The sequence below is a fragment of the Neorhizobium tunisiense genome (assembly GCF_039631515.1).
GTDB lineage: Bacteria > Pseudomonadota > Alphaproteobacteria > Rhizobiales > Rhizobiaceae > Neorhizobium.
Map to the genome: position 1 here is coordinate 228,455 of NZ_JBDIUU010000004.1, position 19,938 is coordinate 248,392.

Annotated in this window: 17 protein-coding genes and 1 pseudogene; 13 read left to right on the forward strand and 5 right to left on the reverse strand. The window is 60.1% G+C overall.

The features are described 5' to 3' along the window. Nucleotides 1–211 precede the first annotated feature (211 nt). Complete coding sequence (locus ABCW43_RS17380; protein WP_345926653.1) at nt 212–2,350, forward strand: TonB-dependent siderophore receptor; 2,139 nt, start codon at nt 212–214, stop codon at nt 2,348–2,350. Nucleotides 2,351–2,360: 10 nt separating this feature from the next. On the opposite strand, the gene ABCW43_RS17385 is transcribed toward ABCW43_RS17380, so the two are convergent. Further along, nucleotides 2,361–3,248, reverse strand: a complete 888-nt coding sequence (locus ABCW43_RS17385; protein ID WP_345926931.1) for a helix-turn-helix domain-containing protein — start codon at nt 3,246–3,248, stop codon at nt 2,361–2,363. Between the two features lie 152 nt (nt 3,249–3,400). On the opposite strand from ABCW43_RS17385, the pseudogene ABCW43_RS17390 reads away from it, so the two are divergent. After that, a pseudogene (locus ABCW43_RS17390) lies at nt 3,401–3,585 on the forward strand (5-deoxy-glucuronate isomerase); the annotation flags it as partial. Next, entirely contained in the window at nt 3,582–4,343 is a 762-nt protein-coding gene (locus tag ABCW43_RS17395; protein WP_345926655.1) for an SDR family oxidoreductase, read from the forward strand. The pseudogene ABCW43_RS17390 and the gene ABCW43_RS17395, both read left to right, overlap by 4 nt. 92 nt (nt 4,344–4,435) lie before the next feature. Here the strand turns inward: ABCW43_RS17395 and kdgR are convergent, their stop codons facing one another. Beyond that, entirely contained in the window at nt 4,436–5,230 is a 795-nt protein-coding gene (gene kdgR / locus ABCW43_RS17400; RefSeq protein ID WP_345926657.1) for a DNA-binding transcriptional regulator KdgR, read from the reverse strand. A gap of 191 nt (nt 5,231–5,421) precedes the next feature. Between kdgR and bglB the strand changes: the two genes are divergently transcribed. The 10 genes from bglB to ABCW43_RS17450 all read left to right on the forward strand — a co-directional run bounded on the left by bglB (nt 5,422) and on the right by ABCW43_RS17450 (nt 16,379). Beyond that, nucleotides 5,422–6,540: a beta-galactosidase BglB gene (bglB, locus tag ABCW43_RS17405; protein ID WP_345926659.1), complete on the forward strand. Its 1,119-nt coding sequence runs from the start codon at nt 5,422–5,424 to the stop codon at nt 6,538–6,540. 123 nt (nt 6,541–6,663) lie between these two features. Beyond that, nucleotides 6,664–7,947 (forward strand): ABC transporter substrate-binding protein, encoded by a 1,284-nt coding sequence (locus ABCW43_RS17410; RefSeq protein ID WP_345926661.1) that lies wholly within the window; start codon nt 6,664–6,666, stop codon nt 7,945–7,947. A 71-nt stretch (nt 7,948–8,018) separates the two neighbouring features. Next, nucleotides 8,019–8,912, forward strand: coding sequence for a carbohydrate ABC transporter permease (locus ABCW43_RS17415; RefSeq protein WP_345926663.1), 894 nt, complete (start codon nt 8,019–8,021; stop codon nt 8,910–8,912). Between the two features lie 19 nt (nt 8,913–8,931). Next, nucleotides 8,932–9,810, forward strand: a complete 879-nt coding sequence (locus ABCW43_RS17420) for a carbohydrate ABC transporter permease (RefSeq protein ID WP_445738970.1) — start codon at nt 8,932–8,934, stop codon at nt 9,808–9,810. 12 nt (nt 9,811–9,822) lie between these two features. Continuing rightward, complete coding sequence (locus ABCW43_RS17425) at nt 9,823–10,917, forward strand: ABC transporter ATP-binding protein (protein WP_345926665.1); 1,095 nt, start codon at nt 9,823–9,825, stop codon at nt 10,915–10,917. Nucleotides 10,918–10,952: 35 nt separating this feature from the next. After that, nucleotides 10,953–12,209 carry a Gfo/Idh/MocA family protein gene (locus ABCW43_RS17430; RefSeq protein WP_345926667.1) on the forward strand — a complete coding sequence of 419 codons (1,257 nt, stop codon included), beginning with the start codon at nt 10,953–10,955 and terminating at the stop codon, nt 12,207–12,209. A 5-nt stretch (nt 12,210–12,214) separates the two neighbouring features. Continuing rightward, complete coding sequence (locus ABCW43_RS17435; protein ID WP_345926669.1) at nt 12,215–13,237, forward strand: Gfo/Idh/MocA family protein; 1,023 nt, start codon at nt 12,215–12,217, stop codon at nt 13,235–13,237. After that, entirely contained in the window at nt 13,234–14,304 is a 1,071-nt protein-coding gene (locus ABCW43_RS17440; protein ID WP_345926671.1) for a Gfo/Idh/MocA family protein, read from the forward strand. The genes ABCW43_RS17435 and ABCW43_RS17440 overlap by 4 nt, the downstream gene beginning before the upstream one ends. 338 nt (nt 14,305–14,642) lie before the next feature. Beyond that, entirely contained in the window at nt 14,643–15,671 is a 1,029-nt protein-coding gene (locus ABCW43_RS17445) for a four-carbon acid sugar kinase family protein (RefSeq protein ID WP_345926673.1), read from the forward strand. Nucleotides 15,672–15,674: 3 nt separating this feature from the next. Continuing rightward, nucleotides 15,675–16,379 (forward strand): FadR/GntR family transcriptional regulator, encoded by a 705-nt coding sequence (locus ABCW43_RS17450; RefSeq protein ID WP_345926675.1) that lies wholly within the window; start codon nt 15,675–15,677, stop codon nt 16,377–16,379. A gap of 62 nt (nt 16,380–16,441) precedes the next feature. Here the strand turns inward: ABCW43_RS17450 and ABCW43_RS17455 are convergent, their stop codons facing one another. The 3 genes from ABCW43_RS17455 to ABCW43_RS17465 are packed head-to-tail and all read right to left on the reverse strand — an operon-like array spanning nt 16,442 to nt 19,711. Further along, entirely contained in the window at nt 16,442–17,560 is a 1,119-nt protein-coding gene (locus ABCW43_RS17455; RefSeq protein WP_345926677.1) for an iron-containing alcohol dehydrogenase, read from the reverse strand. Between the two features lie 10 nt (nt 17,561–17,570). Further along, the gene (pdxA, locus tag ABCW43_RS17460) at nt 17,571–18,518 is read right to left on the reverse strand and encodes a 4-hydroxythreonine-4-phosphate dehydrogenase PdxA (RefSeq protein ID WP_345926679.1); all 948 of its coding nucleotides are present in this window, start codon (nt 18,516–18,518) and stop codon (nt 17,571–17,573) included. Continuing rightward, entirely contained in the window at nt 18,518–19,711 is a 1,194-nt protein-coding gene (locus tag ABCW43_RS17465; protein ID WP_345926681.1) for a sialidase family protein, read from the reverse strand. Before ABCW43_RS17465 ends, pdxA begins: the two co-directional genes overlap by 1 nt. Nucleotides 19,712–19,938: the final 227 nt, after the last annotated feature.

Sequence of the window (19,938 nt, forward strand, 5' to 3'; positions counted from 1 at the left end):
GGGATCCTACAAAGCGCGGGAAATTTACAATACTAGACAAACATGCTCAAGTTAATAGCCATCCCCGGGGCATATCAGACCAAGCCATTGCGGCCGCCATGACCGGGAGAAATCTCCTCGCGGGGGGTGTCAGGATGTCGTTCGGGATGGTTCCCCAGACCTGGCATCAGTCTCGGCGATTTCTCGCCGCATCAACTTCTGGAACGTGAATATGGACAATGAAAGAACAAGCGCTCGCTCAAGACCGGCCCTTATCCGCTACCGGAATGCGGTCCTTCTGGCTTGCACGGCGCTTGTCGCCTTCACGCCGACCATCGTGCTTGGCCAGGAAAATTCGAACGACGATACGACACTCGCACCGATCGTCATCCAGGGCAGCGGCGCCGGCCTCGATACCGAGAACGATTCGAAGTCGATCGTCGCGACGAAGACGACCGGGGGCGGCAAGATGGTGACAGATATTCTGGATACGCCCGCCTCAGTCTCCGTCATCACATCCAAGGAAATCCAAGAGCGTGGTGCAAGCAGCGTCGAAGAGGTCTTGCAATACACCGCAGGTGTCACCGCCGACTTCTATGGCTCCGACGACCGTTTTGACTATTTCAAGATCCGCGGCTTCGACGCTTACATGTACCGCGATGGACTGCTCATCGGCCGGCCGTTCGGCGGACTTCGGGAAGAAGCCTACGCCTTTGAGCGCGTGGAAGTGCTCAAAGGTGCGAATTCTACCGGTTTTGGCGTCTCCGACCCAGGCGGTTCGGTGAATTTTGTCACCAAACGGCCGAAGAGCGAGCGTTTCGGCGAAGCCTACGTGACGGGTGGCTCCTTCGACCACGCCGAAACGGGCTTCGACTTTGGTGACAACATTACCGAGGACGACACGTTGTCCTATCGCCTGACCGGCAAGTTCAAACGAGCCGAGGAAGAATACGACTATTCTCAGGACGACGAAAACTTCATTATGGGCGGACTGACCTGGCGCCCGAGTGGCGACACCAGCCTGTCCGTCGTCTATGATCATCTGGACCGCCAGGGAGTACCTGGCGGCGGCGGGCACCCTGTGGGCTCGAATTTCGACCGAAGCCTATTCCTGGGCGAACCGGACTACAACTACCGCGATGTGAACCGCAATACGCTCAGCGTCATGTTCGACCATGACTTCGGCTCTGGCCTGACGTTCAACTCAAGTGCGCGTTACAGCAACACCAGGAGCAATTTCGGCTATGCTTACGTAGCGGCTGCACCGGCGGCGGGTACGACAACCGTGGACCGAGACTTCTTTGCAAACGACTCGTCGGCTGAAAACTTCGTTATCGACGCGCACCTGCAATATGACGCCAGTTTCGAGAATGTGGACAGCCGCAGCCTGTTTGGGGTCGAATATAACAACCATCACGGCACAACCAACAATTACTACGGCGATGCACCGGACATCGACTACACAAATCCGGTCTATACCGGGCGGCCTGCCTCGGTCCCGCTCTACCAGAGCCTGGTCAACGACCAGAAGACCAAGGCGATCTATTTCCAGCAGGAACTAACCTTCTGGGAAAAACTGACCGCGACGGTAGGACTACGAAACGACTGGCTTGATCTCGAACAGACGAACAACCTTGCTGTTGCTCCAGCCAGTCCCCTCACCCGGGCCGACGTCGCCGAGTTTACGAAACGGGCGGCGCTCAGCTATAAGATAACTGACGAAATCGCCACCTATGTAAGTTATGCCGAGTCGGCGGTCCCGGCCACAATTGGCCTGGAACCGGAGCGTGGCGAACAGTGGGAGGTCGGGGTCAAATACCGGCCATCCGATTTTCCGGCGTTGTTCAGCATCGCGGTCTACGATCTGACCAAGGAAAACATCACACTCAACATTGGCGCCCCGCCCGTGGCAACCCCGGTTGGCAAGGTCAAGTCCCGCGGGGTTGACTTCGAGGCCAAGGCCGAGATGACGAACAACCTCAGCCTCACCGCCGCCTATTCCTATATTGATACCGAGATCGTTGAAAATGCGGGTGCAAACGAAGGCAACCGTCTTGCCATGGTGCCGGAACACACGGCTTCAGCCTGGGTAAACTACACACTGGAAGCGAACGGGCCACGAGGCGACATGACGTTCGGGCTCGGCGCACGCTACATGAGTTCGTACTTCGTCAACAACGCCAATACGGTAAAGTCTGACCCGAGCGTAGTTTTCGATGCGGCATTCACATACGCGATCCAAAAAAACACGACGTTCCAGCTCAATATCAGCAATCTGTTCGATGAGAAGCACGTGGCCAATGGTGGTTTCGGGGCCGATTGGTACAATCCCGGTCGCGCGATCTTTGCGACGCTGCGCCAGACCTGGTAGCGCAATTGTCCTAATGGCTTTGCCGCATCCGGCGCCAGGCGGCTGGCGTATCGCCCGCAATCTGCCTGAACGCCTTCGTCAAATGTGCCTGGTCGGTGAAGCCTAGCTGGGCCGCGATTTCTGCAACGGCCAGATCGCTTTCAACGAGCAGCCTTTTCGCCAGGTCGATGCGCCTTGCCAGTTGCCATTGCAGCGGCGTTTTACCCGTGGTCTGCTTGAAGACATTGGCAAACCAGCTTTCCGAAAGGCCGACGGTCGCCGCCATTTCGGCTACCGTCAGGCGGCAGTCGCTCAAGCCGTCGATATGGGACACCAGCTTGTTCATCTGCGCTTGGGTCAGCCGGCCATTGGCCTTTTCGGCTTCATGGTCGGGGATGTCGAGAAGACCGGCGACAATGCTGCCCACAAGACTTTCGGCATAGACGGCGTGCTTTGACGGGCTTGATATTTCGTCAACCAGCAAACCCGCCAGCGTCTCGATGGCGCCGACATCCTGAAGCTCCACCGGCCGGCGCACCGCGGCCAGAGCGGCAGAGGCCCCAACCGAGGGCGACAGGAACCGGAGCAACCGATCCTTGTGCATGTGCAGGTTGAGGTGCGAAAAGCGGTGTTTGGTTTCGCTGCTGGTCCACATGGGAACGCCGGCGGGAACATAGACCGCACGGGTCATCGGACGGTAGTGCTGCGAGCCGTCCCGGTTCGACATGCGAATTCGAGCCGACACGTCGTTGAAGAAAATCATAATGCGCGGGTCGTCCGCCAAATAATAGCCCGTGGCGCCTGACTGACTTTCCGCTTCCCAGAAGACACTCACCAACCCGTCGAAACGACGCCATCTGACCGGAGCGACAACCCTTATCCCCTCCGTATGCCAAGTCATCGAATGCCAATAACTCAACCCGGTATCCTTCGCCATCTGCCACTGGAATCATCTACCTGCCACCACGGCGTATCAAACAGATTCTCCGGGCGACGCCTCATAATATGAGAAGTGGTGTCAGGTATATAAAGCCTGCGGGCGGATAGTAAAGCTCCGCGCCGCAAAGCCCGCTGACCCGCCGCAGCGACACCTTCCTTCTTGACAAAAGAGTGCATCCGACCTTCACCTCACTTGGCCATAGGGGGTAGATCTTCACGATCCTGGTCGACCGGCATCGCCGCGGCATGATCCTCGTCACGATTATCTTTTGAATGCCTTTCCCGGTATTCAGGCCATGCGGGAGAAATTTCTATGAACATTCAGCATCCACTTTTCGACCTGCACGGGCGCCATGCCGTCCTCACCGGTTCGAGCCGGGGCCTCGGCCTTGCCATGGCACGCGGGCTCGCCTCCGCCGGAGCCCGAGTCACGCTGAACGGGCGCGACGAGGCCACGCTTTCCGCAGCCGTAGAACAATTGAAGACGGAGGGCTACGAAGCCTCCGGGCTGGTCTGCGACATAACCAGGGCCGACGAAACGGAGGCCGCGTTCGCCGCCATCGGAGCGGTCGATATCCTCGTCAACAATGCCGGCATCCAGATCCGCGCGCCCTTCCTGGAGCACAGCGCCGAAACCTGGCGGCGGATGTTCGACACCCACGTGATGGGCGCGGTGCTTCCCTCGCAAGCGGTGCTGCCTGGCATGATTGAACGCGGCAGCGGCAAGATCATCAACATCTGCTCGCTGATGAGCGAAGTCGGTCGCAAGACCGTCGTGCCCTATACGACAATGAAGGGCGCGCTGAAGATGCTGACCCGCGGGATGGCGACGGAGTTGGCGCATCACAACATTCAGGTCAACGGCATCGGCCCGGGCTATTTCGCGACCGCGATGAACCGCGCGCTGAAGGACGATCCGGCATTCGACACCTTCGTGAAGAACCGCACGCCCGCCGCTCGCTGGGGTCAGCCGGAGGAACTTTCCGGCGCCGCAATCTTTCTGGCCTCTCCGGCATCGGACTTCGTCAACGGCCAGGTTCTCTATGTCGATGGCGGCATCCTGGCGGCTCTTTGAGGCGCTTCGCTTCCGCAATGTCCGATCGGCGTCAACAAAAGCGGCGCATGTGCCTTCATGGATCCGTCAGACGTCGGTGAAGCCGTCAGGCGTTAGCTTTTTGCCGGCTGGTAGCCGAGCCCGGCCGAGGCGGTGAGCCCTGCCATACGCAGGAGTTCGACGTATTCGGATTTCCGACTTTCATCGAAGCGGAACAGCGGAAAGGAAATCGACAGCGCGGCGATCGGTTTTCCGAGGTAGTTGAAGATCGGCGCCGCCATGCACCGCACACCCGCCTCGCTCTCTTCCACCTCTTCAGCAAAGCCACGACTGCGGGTTATATGCAGTTGCTCAAACAGTTCCTGCGGATCGGTAATGGTTCGCGGCGCGAGCTTCGTCAGTTCCATCTTGCTGATCCGCTCGCGGATCTCATCGTCATCGCGCCATGCAAGAAGCGCCTTCCCAAGCGAGGTGCTGTGCAGCGGATTGCGCAGCCCGAGCGTCGATTTCATCGAAAGACTGTAGGCCGAATCGTATTTGTGAATGTAGACCACCTTCTGGTCGCGATCGTCGAGAATACCGAGATTGACGGATTCGCCGGTTACCCGCGAAAGCTTTCCCATCGCTTGATCCGCCACGCGCAGCAGATCCGTCTGCTCGGTCAGCGAGCGTGCGCCCAGGCTGAAGAGTTTCAGCGTCAGGCCGTATTTTTCCGTCTCCGCATCCTGCTCCACATAGCCGAGTTCAACCATGGTCTGCAGCAGCCGATGCGCCGTGGTCTTCGACGTCATGGCCCGTTGAGCGAGATCCGCGAGGCTCACCTTCTTTCCCTCGACCAGCGCCTCCATCACGGCGAAGACCTTGAGGACGGCGGCGACATTTTCGGTTTTTGAGTTCAACTCGGACATAGCGCTTGTTCTATTTTTTTCGAAATCCTATTCTGGAATTTAGAAAAACCTGTGTCAAGATTACGGATGGGACATTTGGAAGGTTGGCTGAGAACCACAGTGTAACAGAAAAACACGGTTGAAAAGCCATAAGGAGTGTGATTTCCTAAAATCCGGAACAACATTCCGAATATTTGTGGAGGACGTCCGGCATGCATCCGCTGCTGCGGCAAAAGCAACACCTGATCCAGCGCGGCGACGTGTGCGGTCTGATCGATCGGCTGATCGACAACCTTATCCATATCGAGGATCGCACCGGCGAATTCCTGCTGCGCCTCGACGACGGCCGGGTCATCGACACCAAAGGCTGGGCGGGCTGGGAATGGACCCATGGCGTGGCGCTTTTTGGCCTTCTCAAATATTGGCAGCTGACCGGCAATCAGAAGGTGATGGACATCATCGTCGACTGGTTTGAAGCCCGGCTTGCGGAAGGAACCCCTACAAAGAACATCAATACGGTCGCACCGTTTCTGACGCTTGCCCATCTCTTCGAGCTCACGGGAGATCCGCGGTGGCGGCCCTACCTGGAAACATGGGCCGAATGGGTCATGCACGAGATGCCGCGCACCCGCGAAGGTGGGCTGCAGCATATCGTCTATAACAGTGTCAACGATCAGCAGATGTGGGACGACACGCTGATGATGAGCGTGCTGCCGCTCGCCAAGATCGGCCTCGTGCTCAAGCGCCCGGAATTCGTGGAAGAGGCAAAATACCAGTTCCTGGTTCACGCCCAATATCTGTGCGACACGCAGACCGGTCTCTGGTTCCACGGCTGGACGTTCGACGGCAATCACAATTTCGCCCGCGCTCGCTGGGCACGCGGCAATAGCTGGATCACGATCGCCATTCCGGAATTCATCGAGCTCCTGGACCTTGCGGAAAACGATCCCCTCCGCCGCCATCTCGTATCCCTGCTCGGCCGGCAGGCCGCAGCGCTGAAACTCCACCAGCACCCATCAGGCCTGTGGCATACGCTGATCGACGATCAGTCGAGTTATCTGGAAGCCTCGGCGACGGCCGGTTTTGCCTATGGCCTGATGAAGGGCGTACGCAAGCGGCACCTCGGCAGCGAGTACCTGGAAACCGCCGAGCGGGCCATGAAAGGCGTGATCGACAACATCAGCCCGGAGGGAGAACTCCGGCAGGTATCCTTCGGCACGGCGATGGGTAGCGATCTCGATTTCTACCGGCAGATCAAGCTGACCTCCATGCCCTATGGGCAAGCGATGGCCATGCTGTGCCTGACTGAACTTTTGCGCAGCTTCGTTTAGCAATCTGCGTCGAGGAAGAATGGAGCATGTCCGGCGGGAGGAGCCGGCATGCAGCCAAGCCATGAACAACCATAACGCATCCGGTGCCGATGAGGCGCTCCGGGTCAGAAGGAGGAGGACGAAATGACCAAACTGACGAGACGGGCATTATTGGGCACCATGGGTGCGGCGGCAGCCGCGTCCGCGCTTCCGACCATGCCGGCGTTTGCTGCCGATCGCTCGATCCGGCACTATTGGTGGGGCAATCCGGAGCGCGACAAGCGCACCTTTGCCGTTATCGACACATTCCAGAAAAAGAATGCCGGCATCAAAGTCTCCGGCGAAACGATCGGCTGGGGCGACTACTGGACTAAAATGGCGACCCAGACCGCCGGCCGTAACATGGCAGACCTCGTGCAGATGGATTACCGGTTCCTGTTCGAATACGTCAATCGCGGAGCCCTGAAGCCGCTCGATGAGTTCGCGGGCAAGAGCCTGATGATCGCCGATTTCGACAAGGGCCCCCTTGATGGCGGCAGGGTCGATGGAAAGCTCTATGCCCTCAACATCGGCTCGAACAGCCAGGTCATGGTCCACAATACGCGCGCCTTCCAGGAAGCGGGCATCGATGCCGACCTGATCAACTGGACCTGGGACGATTTCGCCAAGGTGTGCGAAAAGATCACCTCCAAATCCGGCGGCAAGATGAAGGGGTCGGACGATCTGTCCCTGATGATCGAGACCTTCGAATCCTGGGTTCGCCAGAACGGCCGCGAATTCTACGGTCCCGACGGCAAGGTCACGGCGACAGTCGGGGACGTCACCGGCTGGTGGCAGATGTGGGCTGATCTGCGCAAGGCAGGGGTCGTTCGCGACAAGAACAAGACCGTCATTCTCGACCCGCCGATTGCCGAGTCGGGTGTCGCCGTCGGCGACACCGCCATGTCGCACTATTGGTCCAACCAGTTGGTCGGCATCCAGGCTGTGTCCAAGGACAAGATCGGTGCCGCCATGGTGCCCCACAAGGCGGGCGGCAAGCCCGGCCAGTTCATCAAGCCCTCGATGTTCCTGTCTCTCAGCCGAGACGCGAAGGACACGGAGGCCGCGATTGCCTATATGAACGCCTGGGTCAACGATCCTGAGATTACAGGAATTCTCGGTCTGGAACGCGGTATCCCTTGTTCGCCGAAGGTCCGCGCCGCGCTGGCCCCGAAACTCACCGAGGTGGAGAAGCTATCGGTCGATTATTTCACCGCGATCCAGAGCAAGGTCGGCCCGCTGCCCTTGCCAGCGCCCAAGGGAGCCGGAGAGGTACGAGACGCCTTCATGCGCATCGGCACCGATGTCGTCCTTGGCAAGGTGGAAGTGGCGAAAGCCGCAGGCACCTTCATCGAGGATGCCCAGGCGATCATCGAACGCGCCCAGTAACAGGCGCTGGATATCGAGGCCCCGGTCACTTCCGCCGCCGGGGCCTCTCTTCCGACAACAAGGTCGTTTCGATGAGACGTTTTTTTGCACGCAATGCTCCGGCCTATGTGTTTCTTCTTCCATGGCTGATCGGGTTCTTCCTGCTCGCCCTGGGGCCTATCCTTGCGTCGCTTTATCTTTCCTTCACCCGCTATGACATGGTGAGCGCGCCCCGATGGATCGGCTGGGGTAATTACGAATACATGTTCACGCGGGACCGCCGCTTCTGGAAAGCGCTGGAGGTGACGTTTACCTATGTCGCTCTCGCCGTGCCCGCCCGCCTGATCATGGCTCTCGGCGTCGCCATGCTGCTCGACAAGGGCTTGCGCACGATCGGCCTTTACCGGGCAATCTTCTACCTGCCGTCGCTGCTCGGCGCTTCCATTGCCATCGCCATCCTGTGGCGCCAGCTTTTCGCTGCCGACGGCGTCGTCAATCAGGTTCTGGCTATGGTGGGAATTCAGGGAGCCTCGTGGATCACCGATCCCGACACCTCGCTTTATACGCTGGTCGTGCTGGCCATGTGGCAGTTCGGCTCCCCCATGCTGATCTTCCTGGCGGGTCTGCGCGGCATACCGCGCGATCTCTACGAGGCGGCGGAAATCGACGGGACACCCGGCTGGCGGCAATTCACCCGCATCACCTTGCCACTTCTTGCTCCGGTGATCTTCTTCAATCTGGTGCTGCAGACCATCGATTCCTTCAAGACCTTTTCCAGCGCCTTCATCATCTCCAACGGCACCGGCGCTCCGGCGGACAGCCTGCTGTTTTATACGGTCTACCTGTTCAACGAAGCCTTCAAATTCTTCCGCATGGGTTATGCATCGGCGCTTGCCTGGTTCCTGCTGGTCATCATAGCGACCTTCACCGCGATCGCTTTCTTCACTTCCAAATATTGGGTGCACTATGAAAACGAGCGCGACTGATCTGGAGCTCGCCATCCAGATGGACGAGGCCGCGCGCGTAGCTCACGAGCTGCGGCTGAAGCGCGACAGACAAAACCGCAATGGCCGGATCCTGAAGCATATCTTCCTGATCATCGTGTCCTGCGTCATGCTCTATCCGCTGTTCTGGCTGCTCGCCTCCTCCTTCAAGCCGGAGAACGAGATCTTTGGCAGCCTGACGCTCTGGCCTTCCGAGTTTCGGCTCGACAATTACACCAAGGGCTGGTACGCCCTGCCGATCTCCTTCACCGTCTTCTATGTGAATTCGGCGATCGTCACCGGCCTGTCGGTGATCGGAAACCTGGTCTCATGCTCGTTTGCGGCCTATGCCTTCGCGCGATTGAGCTTCACCGGACGCAGCTTTTTCTTCGCTCTGATGATGATGACCCTGATGATCCCCTATCACGTGGTTCTCATCCCCCAATATGTTCAGTTCCTGAACCTCGGCTGGGTCGACACCTATCTGCCCCTGGTGGTGCCGCGTTTCCTCGCCTCCGATGCCTTTTTCATCTTCCTGATGGTGCAGTTCTTTCGGCAATTGCCGCGCGAGCTGGATGAAGCCGCCATGATCGACGGCTGCTCGCCCTTCAAGATCTATTGGGCAATCATATTGCCGCTTTCGCTGCCGGCCATGGGCACGGCCGCGATCTTTTCGCTCATCTGGGTTTGGGAGGATTTCCTCGCCCCGCTCATCTACCTCAACGACATCAAGAGCTACACCGTGCCGCTGGCACTTCGCCTCTTCCTCGACCAGGAAGGGCAGTCCGCCTATGGCCAGATGTTCGCGATGTCGGTCCTCTCACTGGTCCCGGTCGTCATCTTCTTCGTCCTGTTCCAGAAACTCATCGTGCGCGGCATCGCCACCTCCGGAATGAAATAGGGAACAAGACGCATGGCAGGATTGACGCTTCGAAACGTCGGCAAGCGCTATGGGGCGCTGTCCATTATCCAGGGGCTGAATCTGGACATCCACGACGGCGAGTTCCTGGTTCTCGTCGGACCATCGGGCTGCGGAAAGTCGACGCTGCTGCGCATGATCGCGGGCCTCGAAGACATCAGCGAGGGAACGGTCTCGATCGGCGGCAAGGTCGTCAACGACCTGCCCGCCTCCAGGCGCGAACTGTCCATGGTGTTTCAGAGCTACGCCCTCTACCCCCACATGAGCGTGCGAAAGAACCTGGCTTTTGGTCTCCAGAACTTCAAGGTATCGCGCACCGAGGTGGAGCGGCGGGTGGCGGAGGCGGCGCGCATCCTGCAGATCGAGCAGCTTATGGACCGCAAGCCACGCCAGCTTTCTGGTGGCCAGAAGCAACGTGTCGCCATTGGCAGGTCGATCGTGCGCGAGCCGCAGCTTTTCCTGTTCGACGAGCCGCTTTCCAATCTGGATGCGGAGCTGCGCGTGCAGATGCGGGCGGAACTGGCCTCGCTCTACGCCCGCCTCGGCACCACCATGATCTATGTGACCCACGACCAGGTCGAAGCGATGACCATGGCGAGCCGGATCGTGGTCCTGCGGGGTGGCAAGGTCGAGCAGCTCGGCACGCCCCAGGAACTTTATACCCGGCCGCAAAACCTCTTTGTCGCGGGCTTCATCGGCTCTCCGAAGATCAACATGCTGCAGGCGAAAGCGACGCGCGGAGCGGGCAGGACCATTGTCTCGGTGGCCGGCATGCCTGACTTTGCGATTGCCGAGCTTCCGACCGACGATCAGGCGCTGACCTTGTGCGTGCGGCCCTCGTCTCTGCGTGTCGGCAGTGGCGATGTCACAGGCCAAGGCACAATCCGGCTGGTGGAATACCTGGGCAGCGAGACCTTGCTGCACATCACCCTGTCTTCGGGCCAGGTTCTGCTGGCCACCGACAACGGGCGGACGCCCTACCGAATGGGTGACCCGGTCACCATCGGATTCGACCTTTCCGACCTTCACTATTTCGATAGCGCAGGTCAACGCATCGAACCCATCCAGAAAGAAAGCCAAGTACAGTGAAGATCGCTATTGTTGGATGCGGCTCGCGGCATCAGATGTTCCGCGAATCCGTTGTTGAAGATTACGCTGACAGACATGAGATCGTTGCCCTCTGCGATAGCAACGCGCATCGTCTCGGCGAAGCGGCGCAAGCTGCCTCAAAGCCCGGAACGAATGGTGTCGCCACCTACCTCGCCGCCGATTTCGACCGCCTGATCGCGGAACAGAGGCCAGATACGGTCGTCGTCGCAACGCCAGATTTCCTGCATGCCGATTACATTATTCGTGCCTTCGAGGCCGGCTGCGATGTCATCTGCGAAAAACCGCTGACGATCGATCTCGGCCGTCTCAAGCAGATCGTCGACGCCCAGGCACGCACCGGCCGAAAGGTCACGGTGACTTTCAATTATCGCTATTCACCGGCACGCACCCAGATCAAGGAGCTGATTTCCTCGGGAGCGATCGGCACGGTGACGGCGGTCGATTTTCGCTGGCATCTCGACCGGGTTCACGGCGCTGATTACTTCCGCCGCTGGCACCGCCAGAAGGAGAATTCCGGCGGTCTCCTGGTCCACAAATCCACCCACCATTTCGATCTTCTCAACTGGTGGCTGGGGACCGTTCCGACCGAAGTCCTGGCTTCCGGCCGCCGCGTCTTTTACCGCCCGGAAATGGCGGTGGAACTTGGTCTCGCAGGTCGTGGGCCACGCTGCAGCGACTGTCCCGTCGCCTACAAGTGCGATTTCCGCCTCGACCTCGCAGCCGACGAGAACCTGCGCAAACTCTATGTGGAGGCTGAGCAGGAAGACGGTTATTTCCGCGATCTCTGCGTGTTCGACGAAGAGATCGGCATCGAGGATACGATGCAGGCGCATGTCCGATATGCCTCGGGCGTCACCGCGAATTATACGCTGACTGCCTATTCACCGTGGGAGGGATTGGAGATCAAGTTCCAGGGTACCAGGGGCGACATCACCCATCGGCATGTCGAGGTTCATGGCGTGTTCGGCGGCAAACGCGCCCATGCGGATGAAGATGCGATCACCACGGAACACCACCTGGCCGGCGAGCCTCCGCGCCAGCTTGCCGTTCCGAAGGCTGCGGGAGATCACGGCGGCGCGGATCCGGTCATGTTGGGTTATATCTTCGACCCGGAAAACATGCAGCCCGACCCCTATGGCCGGGCCTCCGATCATGTTGCCGGCGCCTGGTCCATCCTCACCGGCATAGCCGCCAACGCTTCCATAGAGACGGGTTCGCTCGTCAACATCCAATCCATGCTTCGCGCGCGCGGCATCCGCCTGAACAGGTAGTTCCCATGGCTTTTAACCTTCGCATCGGCGTCATCGGCATAGACCACGGACACATCTACGGCATGATTAACGGCATGCTGGATGCCGGTGCCACGCTCGTTGCATGGACAACCGGCGAGGAGACGCCGGAGGCGGTCCGCAAGAGATTCCAGGAAACCTATCCGGATCTGCCGGCCCGGCCGATGCAGGCCATCCTCGACGATGAAAGCATCGTCCTTGTCCTGTCGGCCGGCATCAATAGCGAACGCGCCGATATCGCGGTGGCGGCGATGTCGCACGGCAAGGACGTTCTGGTCGACAAACCCGGCTGTACCAGCCTGGAACAGCTGGCAGCTATCCAACGCACGGTCGGGGAGACCGGGCGACGCTGGGTCGTGTCCTTTTCCGAGCGCGTCTCAGTGGAAAGCGCCACCCTGGCGGATCAGCTGGTCGCCGAAGGCCGGATCGGCAAGGTGGTTCAGACGGTTGGGCTCGGACCGCATCGCTTGAATGCCCATCTCAGACCGGACTGGTTCTGGGACAGAACTCGCTGCGGCGGAATTCTCGCCGATATCTGCGCCCATCAATTCGACCAGTTCCTGCATTTCACCGGATCGACCGAGGCACATGTGGTTTCGGCCCACGTGGCCAATGTCGCAAATCCGGATCGGCCTGCATTTCAGGATTTCGGCGAAGTGCTGCTGGAAGGCAATGGCGGGCGCGGTTATGCCCGGGTCGACTGGCTGACGCCGGACGGTCTTCCCGTCTGGGGCGATGGCAGGATGACCATTCTGGGAACGGAAGGTTATATCGAACTGCGCAAATACATCGATATCGCCGGCCACGACGGCCAGGACCACGTCTTTCTGGTCGACAAGTCGGGCGTGCAGCGGTTCGAGGCGAGAGGTGCCGGAAAACCGTTCTTCGCCCGCCTGGTTGCCGATCTGGAAAGGCGAACCGAGACTGCCATGACCCAGTCCCATGCGTTCCTGGCCACCCGGTTGGGGCTGCAGGCGCAACTCGTCGCGGAAGAGAACGCAGACCGATGACGGAGCGCATCCGTATCGCCGTCATCGGCGCGGGCATAGGCAAGGCTCATATCGCCGCCTATGCGCAATTGGCTGATCTGTTCGATGTCCGTTACGTCTGCGATCTCAATCTGCCTCGCGCTGAGGACGCGGCGCAACAGGCTCCAGGCAGTCGGGCTGTTCCAGATATCAACCAGGTCTTCGCCGACCCCCTCGTGGATCTGGTCGATATCTGCCTGCCGCCTCAACTGCATGCGCCGATGACGCTTGCCGCACTCGAAGCCGGAAAACACGTCGTCTGCGAGAAACCTCTCGCGGGTTCGATTGCCGAGGTGCGCCGGATCGCTGAGTGCTCCGCACGCACAGGACGGCAGGTCTTTCCCGTATTCCAGTATCGCTATGGCGCCGGCTACCGGGCTGCGCATGAATTGAAGGTGCGCGGGCTTCTGGGCAGGCCTTACGTGGTGGCGCTGGAGACACACTGGCAACGCGGACCTGACTACTACGCGGAGCGCTGGCGGGGCACCTGGAAAGGCGAGCTCGGCGGCGTGCTCGTCAGTCATGCCTGTCATATCCACAATCTGACGACTCATCTCGTGGGAGATGTCGTGGAGGTTGCCGCCTTCCTCGATACCCGCGTCAATCCCATCGAGACCGAAGATTGCGCCGTACTTTCGATGCGCACTGCAACGGGCGCGCTGATCACGTCCTCAGTCACCTTGGGTGCAGCCGGAAATAGCTCGCGGCTGAGAATGTGTTTCGAGCATGTCACGGTTACATCGGGCGCAGAGCCCTACCAGATAGGGGCAGGTCCGTGGAAATTCGAAGCCACCGACCCGTCGCGGCAGCCCGAGATCGATGCGGCAACTCGAGAAGTACCCGACGTGCTTCCACGATTTCCGGGATTATTCGCGGATGTCCATGCACGCCTCACCGGCGCACCTGACCTCTATCTGCCGTCGCTTCAGGAAAGCTATCATTCGATCGAGCTTGTCACGGCGATCTATGCCTCCGCAAGGGAAAGCCAGATCGTACGCCTGCCGCTTTCCGCAGATCATCCCTTCGCCGCGGGCTGGCTGCCGGGCTGAACAAGGCGGTATGCCGTTGCGAGAAATCGCGGAGCCCGAAAGGGTCGCTCAGGCAGCCGTCGCCCGCTCAGCCAGCTCTCTGGGCCTGGCCGCCGAGCTTGCCTTCAGAGCGGCTATTGCAACGAGCCAAAGTTTGAAAAACCGCGAATAGATTGGAGCGGGGGCCAAGGCCGACCAAGATCGATCCACATTTGGCTGCAGTCGCTCACTCAGGCTATCACGGTCGACCCTTCCCCGGCAGGCGATCGAGGGCGAAACTTGTCAAATACGCCAGTTAGCCAATTGACAATATAAGCAAATTTCGCTCAAAAAGATAACAACAGATTATGTGGTCCAATATGCTGGTTATTCTCGCCGACGACCTTACCGGCGCGCTTGATTGCGCGGCGCCGTTTGCCGGCAGGGGTTTGCATACCGAGATTGCGTTGAGTGCCGAGGCTATCGTATCGGTCCTGCAGCTGAGGCCGGCGGTTCTTTCAGTCAACCTCGGATCTCGTGAAGTCGAGGCGGAGGCTGCGCGGCAGGCGACCGCCGCGGCCCTCTCGTCCCTGCCATCGGACATCGTTCTGTTCAAGAAGATCGATTCCCGTCTCAAGGGCAATATCGCCGCCGAACTCGACGCGACGCCTTTTCAACTTGCTCTCGTCGCGCCTGCGATACCTGATTTTGGACGGAACGTACGAGCGGGACATATCGAAGGTTTTGGCCTGGACAAGCCGCTGAGCGTCACCAATGCGCTTGGCGTTCATGCGGAACGCGCCATCATTCCCGATACGCTTTCACAAGCGGACATGTCTGCGGCCCTGGCAACTGGCCGCGAGGCCGGGGCTGATCTTCTTGTCGGCGCCAGGGGCCTCGCCGAGGCGCTGGCTCGTCACATGACCGGTCGCCAAGTCGCCGAACCGGCCCTCCCTGAACCCGGCCCTGCCCTTTTTGTCATCGGGTCGAGGGACCCTATCACGCTCGCGCAAGTCGAAGAACTGCGCCAGGCGGTCGTGCTTGACTATATTGCCGCGCCAAACGGGCGTGCGGAGAGGATCGGACCGCTACAGCATTCCGTGACGCTGGTTCAGGCCACGCCGGATGCAAAGGACGATCCGCCGCTTCTGGTATCGGACAGGCTGGCGGCCAGCATAGTCCCGGACATGACCGCGCCGGTCGCCACTCTGCTTCTGTCGGGCGGCGCGACTGCCGAGGCCGTCTTGAAGGCAATGAAGGTCTCGAGATTCCAGCTTCTCGGAGAATGTCTGCCGGGCCTTGGCTTGGCTTATATCGATGGCCAATGCATCATCGCCAAATCCGGCGGATTCGGCACGCCAGGGACATTATCTGAGATCTCGAGAATAGCCATGGGCGAGAAGGGTTGAACGATGGGGCTTGAGAGCGGTACTGCCCGCAAGGGCCTTCCCGATATCGTCTTTGAACGGATGTTGCGCGCGATCAAGTCGGGGGCATACAGGCCGGATGAACGGTTGCCGACCGAACATGAGCTCGCCAACGAATTCGAAGTGTCGCGGCCAGTCATTCGGGAAGCGCTGAGACGGTTGCGCGAGCAGGGACTGATCTATTCGAGACGCGGTGCCGGCAGCTTTGTGAGGGCACTCGGCCTCCGCGAGCCGCTGGGTTTCGGCCAGTTGGAGAACGTCGCCGATCTCCTCAACTGTTATGAGTTTCGCATGACGATCGAGCCCGCCGCCGCCGCCGCGGCGGCAGTGCGTCACGACAAGGAAAGCCTGGCGGCTATAAAGCAGGCCCTGGAATTGCTGCGCGATGCCACGAACCGCCAGGCCCATCGCGAAGACGCCGACTATCAGTTCCATCTGGCTATCGCGCGGGCGGCTCAGAACAACTACTTCTTCACGGCGATGGAAGCCCTGAAGGATCACATTGCCGTGGGTATGAAATTCCACGGAGCCTCCGTGAAAAGAGAGGCGACCGGGCTGGCAAAGGTATTCGGCGAGCACGAGGCGATCGCCGATGCGATCACACGTGGAGACCAGGAAGCTGCGCGCCAGTTGATGCTGGACCACTTGAAGGGCTCACGCGAGCGCCTGTTTCAATCGTCGCAGCGGTGAAACTTGTACGCGCCCCACTGGAGATAGGGGCGTCCGGCGCCTGCAGCCGGACGATCGTCACTTCAAAATGCCGCCTCGTAGATCCCCAGCACATCGCGGACACTCATTTCGGCCGGGTTGTTATCCATCAGCCGCCGGATGGCATGCGCCTCAGCGGCATAGAGGGAAAGCTCGTCCTGTTTGGCGCCATGTGCTGCAAGCGACATCTGGATGCCAAGCGCTTCGCAGAAGTCGTGTGCGGACGAGCACAATTCACCCGAGGAGAGATTGTCGCCGAGGCCCAGAGCCACGGCCACTTCCGCAGTCTTCGCGGCAACGACCGGCTGATTAAAAGCCAGTACATGCGGGAAAACGATGGCATTCGCCAGACCGTGCGGCAAGTTGAGCCGCGTCCCCAGCGGATAGGCGATTGCATGGCCGGCCGCGGTATTGACCGGGCCAAGGCAAATGCCCCCATAGTAGGAAGCGAGCATCAGCCCTTCGCGGGCCTCCGTATCCTGCCCGTCCCTTACCGCACGCGCCAGATATCGGCCGACAAGCCCGAATCCCATCCGGGCAAAGCCATCGATCATCGGATGGGCGCGGCGGTTGGTAAAGGCTTCGACGCAATGAGCCATGGCATCGACACCCGTCGCGGCCGTCACAGCCGGAGGTACCGAATAGGTCAGTTCAGGATCGAGCACTGCGAAATCCGCGATCATATGCGGGCTTTCCACCGCGATCTTGGTTCGCTTGACCGGATCGGTGATGAGCGAGCGGATCCCGGCCTCCGAGCCTGTACCCGCCGTGGTCGCGACTTGGGCAAGTCGCGTGCGGCGACCGGCGACGCGATTGGGGCCGGCAACGTCTTCGAGAGTCTGCTCGGAATCCCACAGCACCGCGACAAGCTTGGCGACATCCAATACGGATCCGCCGCCAAGTCCGACGATCAGTTGCGGGCGGGCTCTGCGGGCGGCATCCAGCGCGGCATCCAGCGTCGCGGTATCCGGTTCGCCCGGGATGGCGTCGAATACGGAAAATTGGCCCGGTAGCCGGAGACGGTCAGCGAAGCCCGCCGTGATCGGCGTCGCAATGACCAGGGTCGAGGCGACATCGCCGGCCCAGACGCCAACCTGGCTGATCGTGCCGGCACCGATGGCGAGGCGTAGCGGCTGGTGGAGTGTGATGGGTGCGATGGCCATGACGTTTTCCTTACCGAACCCCCGCCACGAGCTTGCGCGCGTAGGCGATGGCAGAATTCATGTTGCCGTGATTGGCGATACCCTTGCCGGCGATATCGAACGCGGTGCCGTGATCGACGGAGGTGCGGTCGATGGGCAGGTCGACCGAGACGTTGACGGCCGTGTCGAAGGCGACAAGCTTGATCGGGATATGGCCCTGATCGTGATACTGCGCGACGACCAGATCGAAGGCCCCCGAATAGGCCCGGTGGAAAACCGTATCGGCGGAAATCGGACCGTGAACCTCGATGCCTTCGGCACGGGCAGCCGCGACGGCCGGCGCGATCTGATCGTCGTCCTCCGTGCCGAAGAGGCCGTTTTCACCGCAATGAGGATTGATGCCGGCAACCGCGATGCGCGGACGTTCATAGCCGATGCGCTTCAGATGCGCGTCACCGGCGCGGATCGTCGCCAGAACCCGTTCCGTCGTGGCGCGCCGGATAGCCTCCTGCAGCGACACATGGGTCGAGACGTGGATCACCTTCAGGCGATCGGACGCCAGGAGCATGTATGCCGCTGCCGAACCGGTGAGGCTGCGCAACATGCCCGTATGGCCGTCATAGTGATGGCCGGCGAGATTGAGCGCTTCCTTGTTGATCGGCGCGGTGACTATGCAGCCGATCGAACCAGCCTCGGCATCGCGTACGGCGCGCTCGATGAAGCGGAACGCCGCATCGCCGGCGACCGCCGACAGCTGCCCCCAGGGCAGAGGCGCGCCCTCGACCGGAAGGTCAACGACGTAAGGTGTGAGGTCGAGCGTGACCCCGACCGCATCGCGCGCCGCCTCCAGCGTCGGCAGATTGCCGTAGACCCGCGTTGCGGAGCGATCGGCATCAGACATCTCGGCCAGCGCCTTGACTGTTATTTCCGGACCGACGCCACACGGGTCTCCCATGGTGATACCGATGATATTGCTCATCAAACTCTCCCGTCAGTCGCGTCTGCCCAGCCCGCAGCCAGGCTCACGTATTTGATTGCCCGCCTGTGATAGGTATAGGCGATGTGCAACGCCCCGTCCGGCGTTTCCAGAAGCCATGGATAGGACATTTCCTTGTTCCGGCCATCGGTGGAATCGTTGGACAGGCAGGTGCCCGGCCCGTCTTCTATCAGGATCCGGACCGGAAAGCTTGACCCGCCATCATCCGAAATACAGACGCAAACCGGCGCGCGCGGCACGCCCCAAACGGGCACGCAGCCGCCCGTCGGATCGGCATCGGGTCTTTCGTCGCTCTCACCGAGTTCGTCGTAAAGCGAAACGCGGCGATCATCAGACTGGGCAGCGCTTACCGGGTTGCAGATCATCGCAAGCCGACCGTCCTTCAACCGAATAACCGCGATCGAGGAATTGTTGTTTGGCACATCCGTCGCCTCGGGCACCGACCAGGATCGGCCGCCATCGGCGCTTTCGCTCCAGTAGACGAAATCCGCCTGCCTGCGGCGGAAAAACGCCGCATGACCGCCCGCCGGCAAGGCGACAGGACTCATGTGGACGCAGCCGATCGATTGCGGCAATTCTTCGAGGTGCCAGGTTTGCCCGGCATCGCTCGATATCCCGATTGCCGCCGTGTCATGGCTTCCGTTCCACTTCTGGCCCGGGCGTTGAACACACCGGAAGATCGGCAGAAGCCATGCGCCGTCATCCCGCACCGTCAGCGGAGCCCGGACAAAACACCCTTGCGGCAGATCGAGGTAGCGGCCGGCCTCCGATGTCAGCCTTGTCGCGTCGTTCTGATCGCGCCGGATCTCGGCGATGCGGATACGGCATTGGTCCTGGTTACCGGAAGGCTGTGACGTATGGAAAAGCCAGAGCCGGTCATCGGGCGCGGTGAACAGAACAGGGTTCTGCTCGGAATGCGCATGATCGAAGCTCAGTCTCTGGGGCGGTCCCCAGAGGCCGGAGCCCGGCAGGAGGACAGACGCGAAGATGGATATGTCGGACTTGCCTTCCAGCGAACCGCCGAACCAGGCGCAGATCAGCGCGCCGTCGGCCAGGAGATGCAGGAAGCTTGCATGGTTCTGCACCATGGGGGAAGGCAGGAAGGCTTCGTGCCTTTCGGCTGCCACCACTCGTACCACACCGGTCATTGCCGCCGCTATTTCGTCAGGGCTCATAAAGCTCTCCTCTCGGCACCGAGAATTACCAGAAACACCAAGTTGTCAAGTTTTATAAAGTGCGCATACTGCCAACTCCGAGCACAACATAGGCATCAACCGACTGTATATAAACAATAATTTTTATCGTCATTTTTTCTTGACGAATAACCTAGCAAAACAATTTGACAAAGTATGCGGGACAGAACATGGTTTAAGGAAGATAGCACAGGAGGAATATGGCGATC

Excerpts from the sequence above, each read along its gene's own strand:
- ABCW43_RS17415 (WP_345926663.1), top strand. The coding sequence starts at position 8,019 with ATGAGACGTTTTTTTGCACGCAATGCTCCGGCCTATGTGTTTCTTCTT.
- ABCW43_RS17420 (WP_445738970.1), top strand. The coding sequence starts at position 8,932 with ATGGACGAGGCCGCGCGCGTAGCTCACGAGCTGCGGCTGAAGCGCGAC.
- kdgR (WP_345926657.1), bottom strand. The coding sequence starts at position 5,230 with ATGTCCGAGTTGAACTCAAAAACCGAAAATGTCGCCGCCGTCCTCAAG.
- ABCW43_RS17425 (WP_345926665.1), top strand. The coding sequence starts at position 9,823 with ATGGCAGGATTGACGCTTCGAAACGTCGGCAAGCGCTATGGGGCGCTG.
- ABCW43_RS17380 (WP_345926653.1), top strand. The coding sequence starts at position 212 with ATGGACAATGAAAGAACAAGCGCTCGCTCAAGACCGGCCCTTATCCGC.
- ABCW43_RS17430 (WP_345926667.1), top strand. The coding sequence starts at position 10,953 with ATGTTCCGCGAATCCGTTGTTGAAGATTACGCTGACAGACATGAGATC.
- ABCW43_RS17455 (WP_345926677.1), bottom strand. The coding sequence starts at position 17,560 with ATGGCCATCGCACCCATCACACTCCACCAGCCGCTACGCCTCGCCATC.
- pdxA (WP_345926679.1), bottom strand. The coding sequence starts at position 18,518 with ATGAGCAATATCATCGGTATCACCATGGGAGACCCGTGTGGCGTCGGT.
- ABCW43_RS17450 (WP_345926675.1), top strand. The coding sequence starts at position 15,675 with ATGGGGCTTGAGAGCGGTACTGCCCGCAAGGGCCTTCCCGATATCGTC.
- ABCW43_RS17395 (WP_345926655.1), top strand. The coding sequence starts at position 3,582 with ATGAACATTCAGCATCCACTTTTCGACCTGCACGGGCGCCATGCCGTC.
- ABCW43_RS17465 (WP_345926681.1), bottom strand. The coding sequence starts at position 19,711 with ATGAGCCCTGACGAAATAGCGGCGGCAATGACCGGTGTGGTACGAGTG.
- ABCW43_RS17410 (WP_345926661.1), top strand. The coding sequence starts at position 6,664 with ATGACCAAACTGACGAGACGGGCATTATTGGGCACCATGGGTGCGGCG.
- ABCW43_RS17435 (WP_345926669.1), top strand. The coding sequence starts at position 12,215 with ATGGCTTTTAACCTTCGCATCGGCGTCATCGGCATAGACCACGGACAC.
- bglB (WP_345926659.1), top strand. The coding sequence starts at position 5,422 with ATGCATCCGCTGCTGCGGCAAAAGCAACACCTGATCCAGCGCGGCGAC.
- ABCW43_RS17440 (WP_345926671.1), top strand. The coding sequence starts at position 13,234 with ATGACGGAGCGCATCCGTATCGCCGTCATCGGCGCGGGCATAGGCAAG.
- ABCW43_RS17445 (WP_345926673.1), top strand. The coding sequence starts at position 14,643 with ATGCTGGTTATTCTCGCCGACGACCTTACCGGCGCGCTTGATTGCGCG.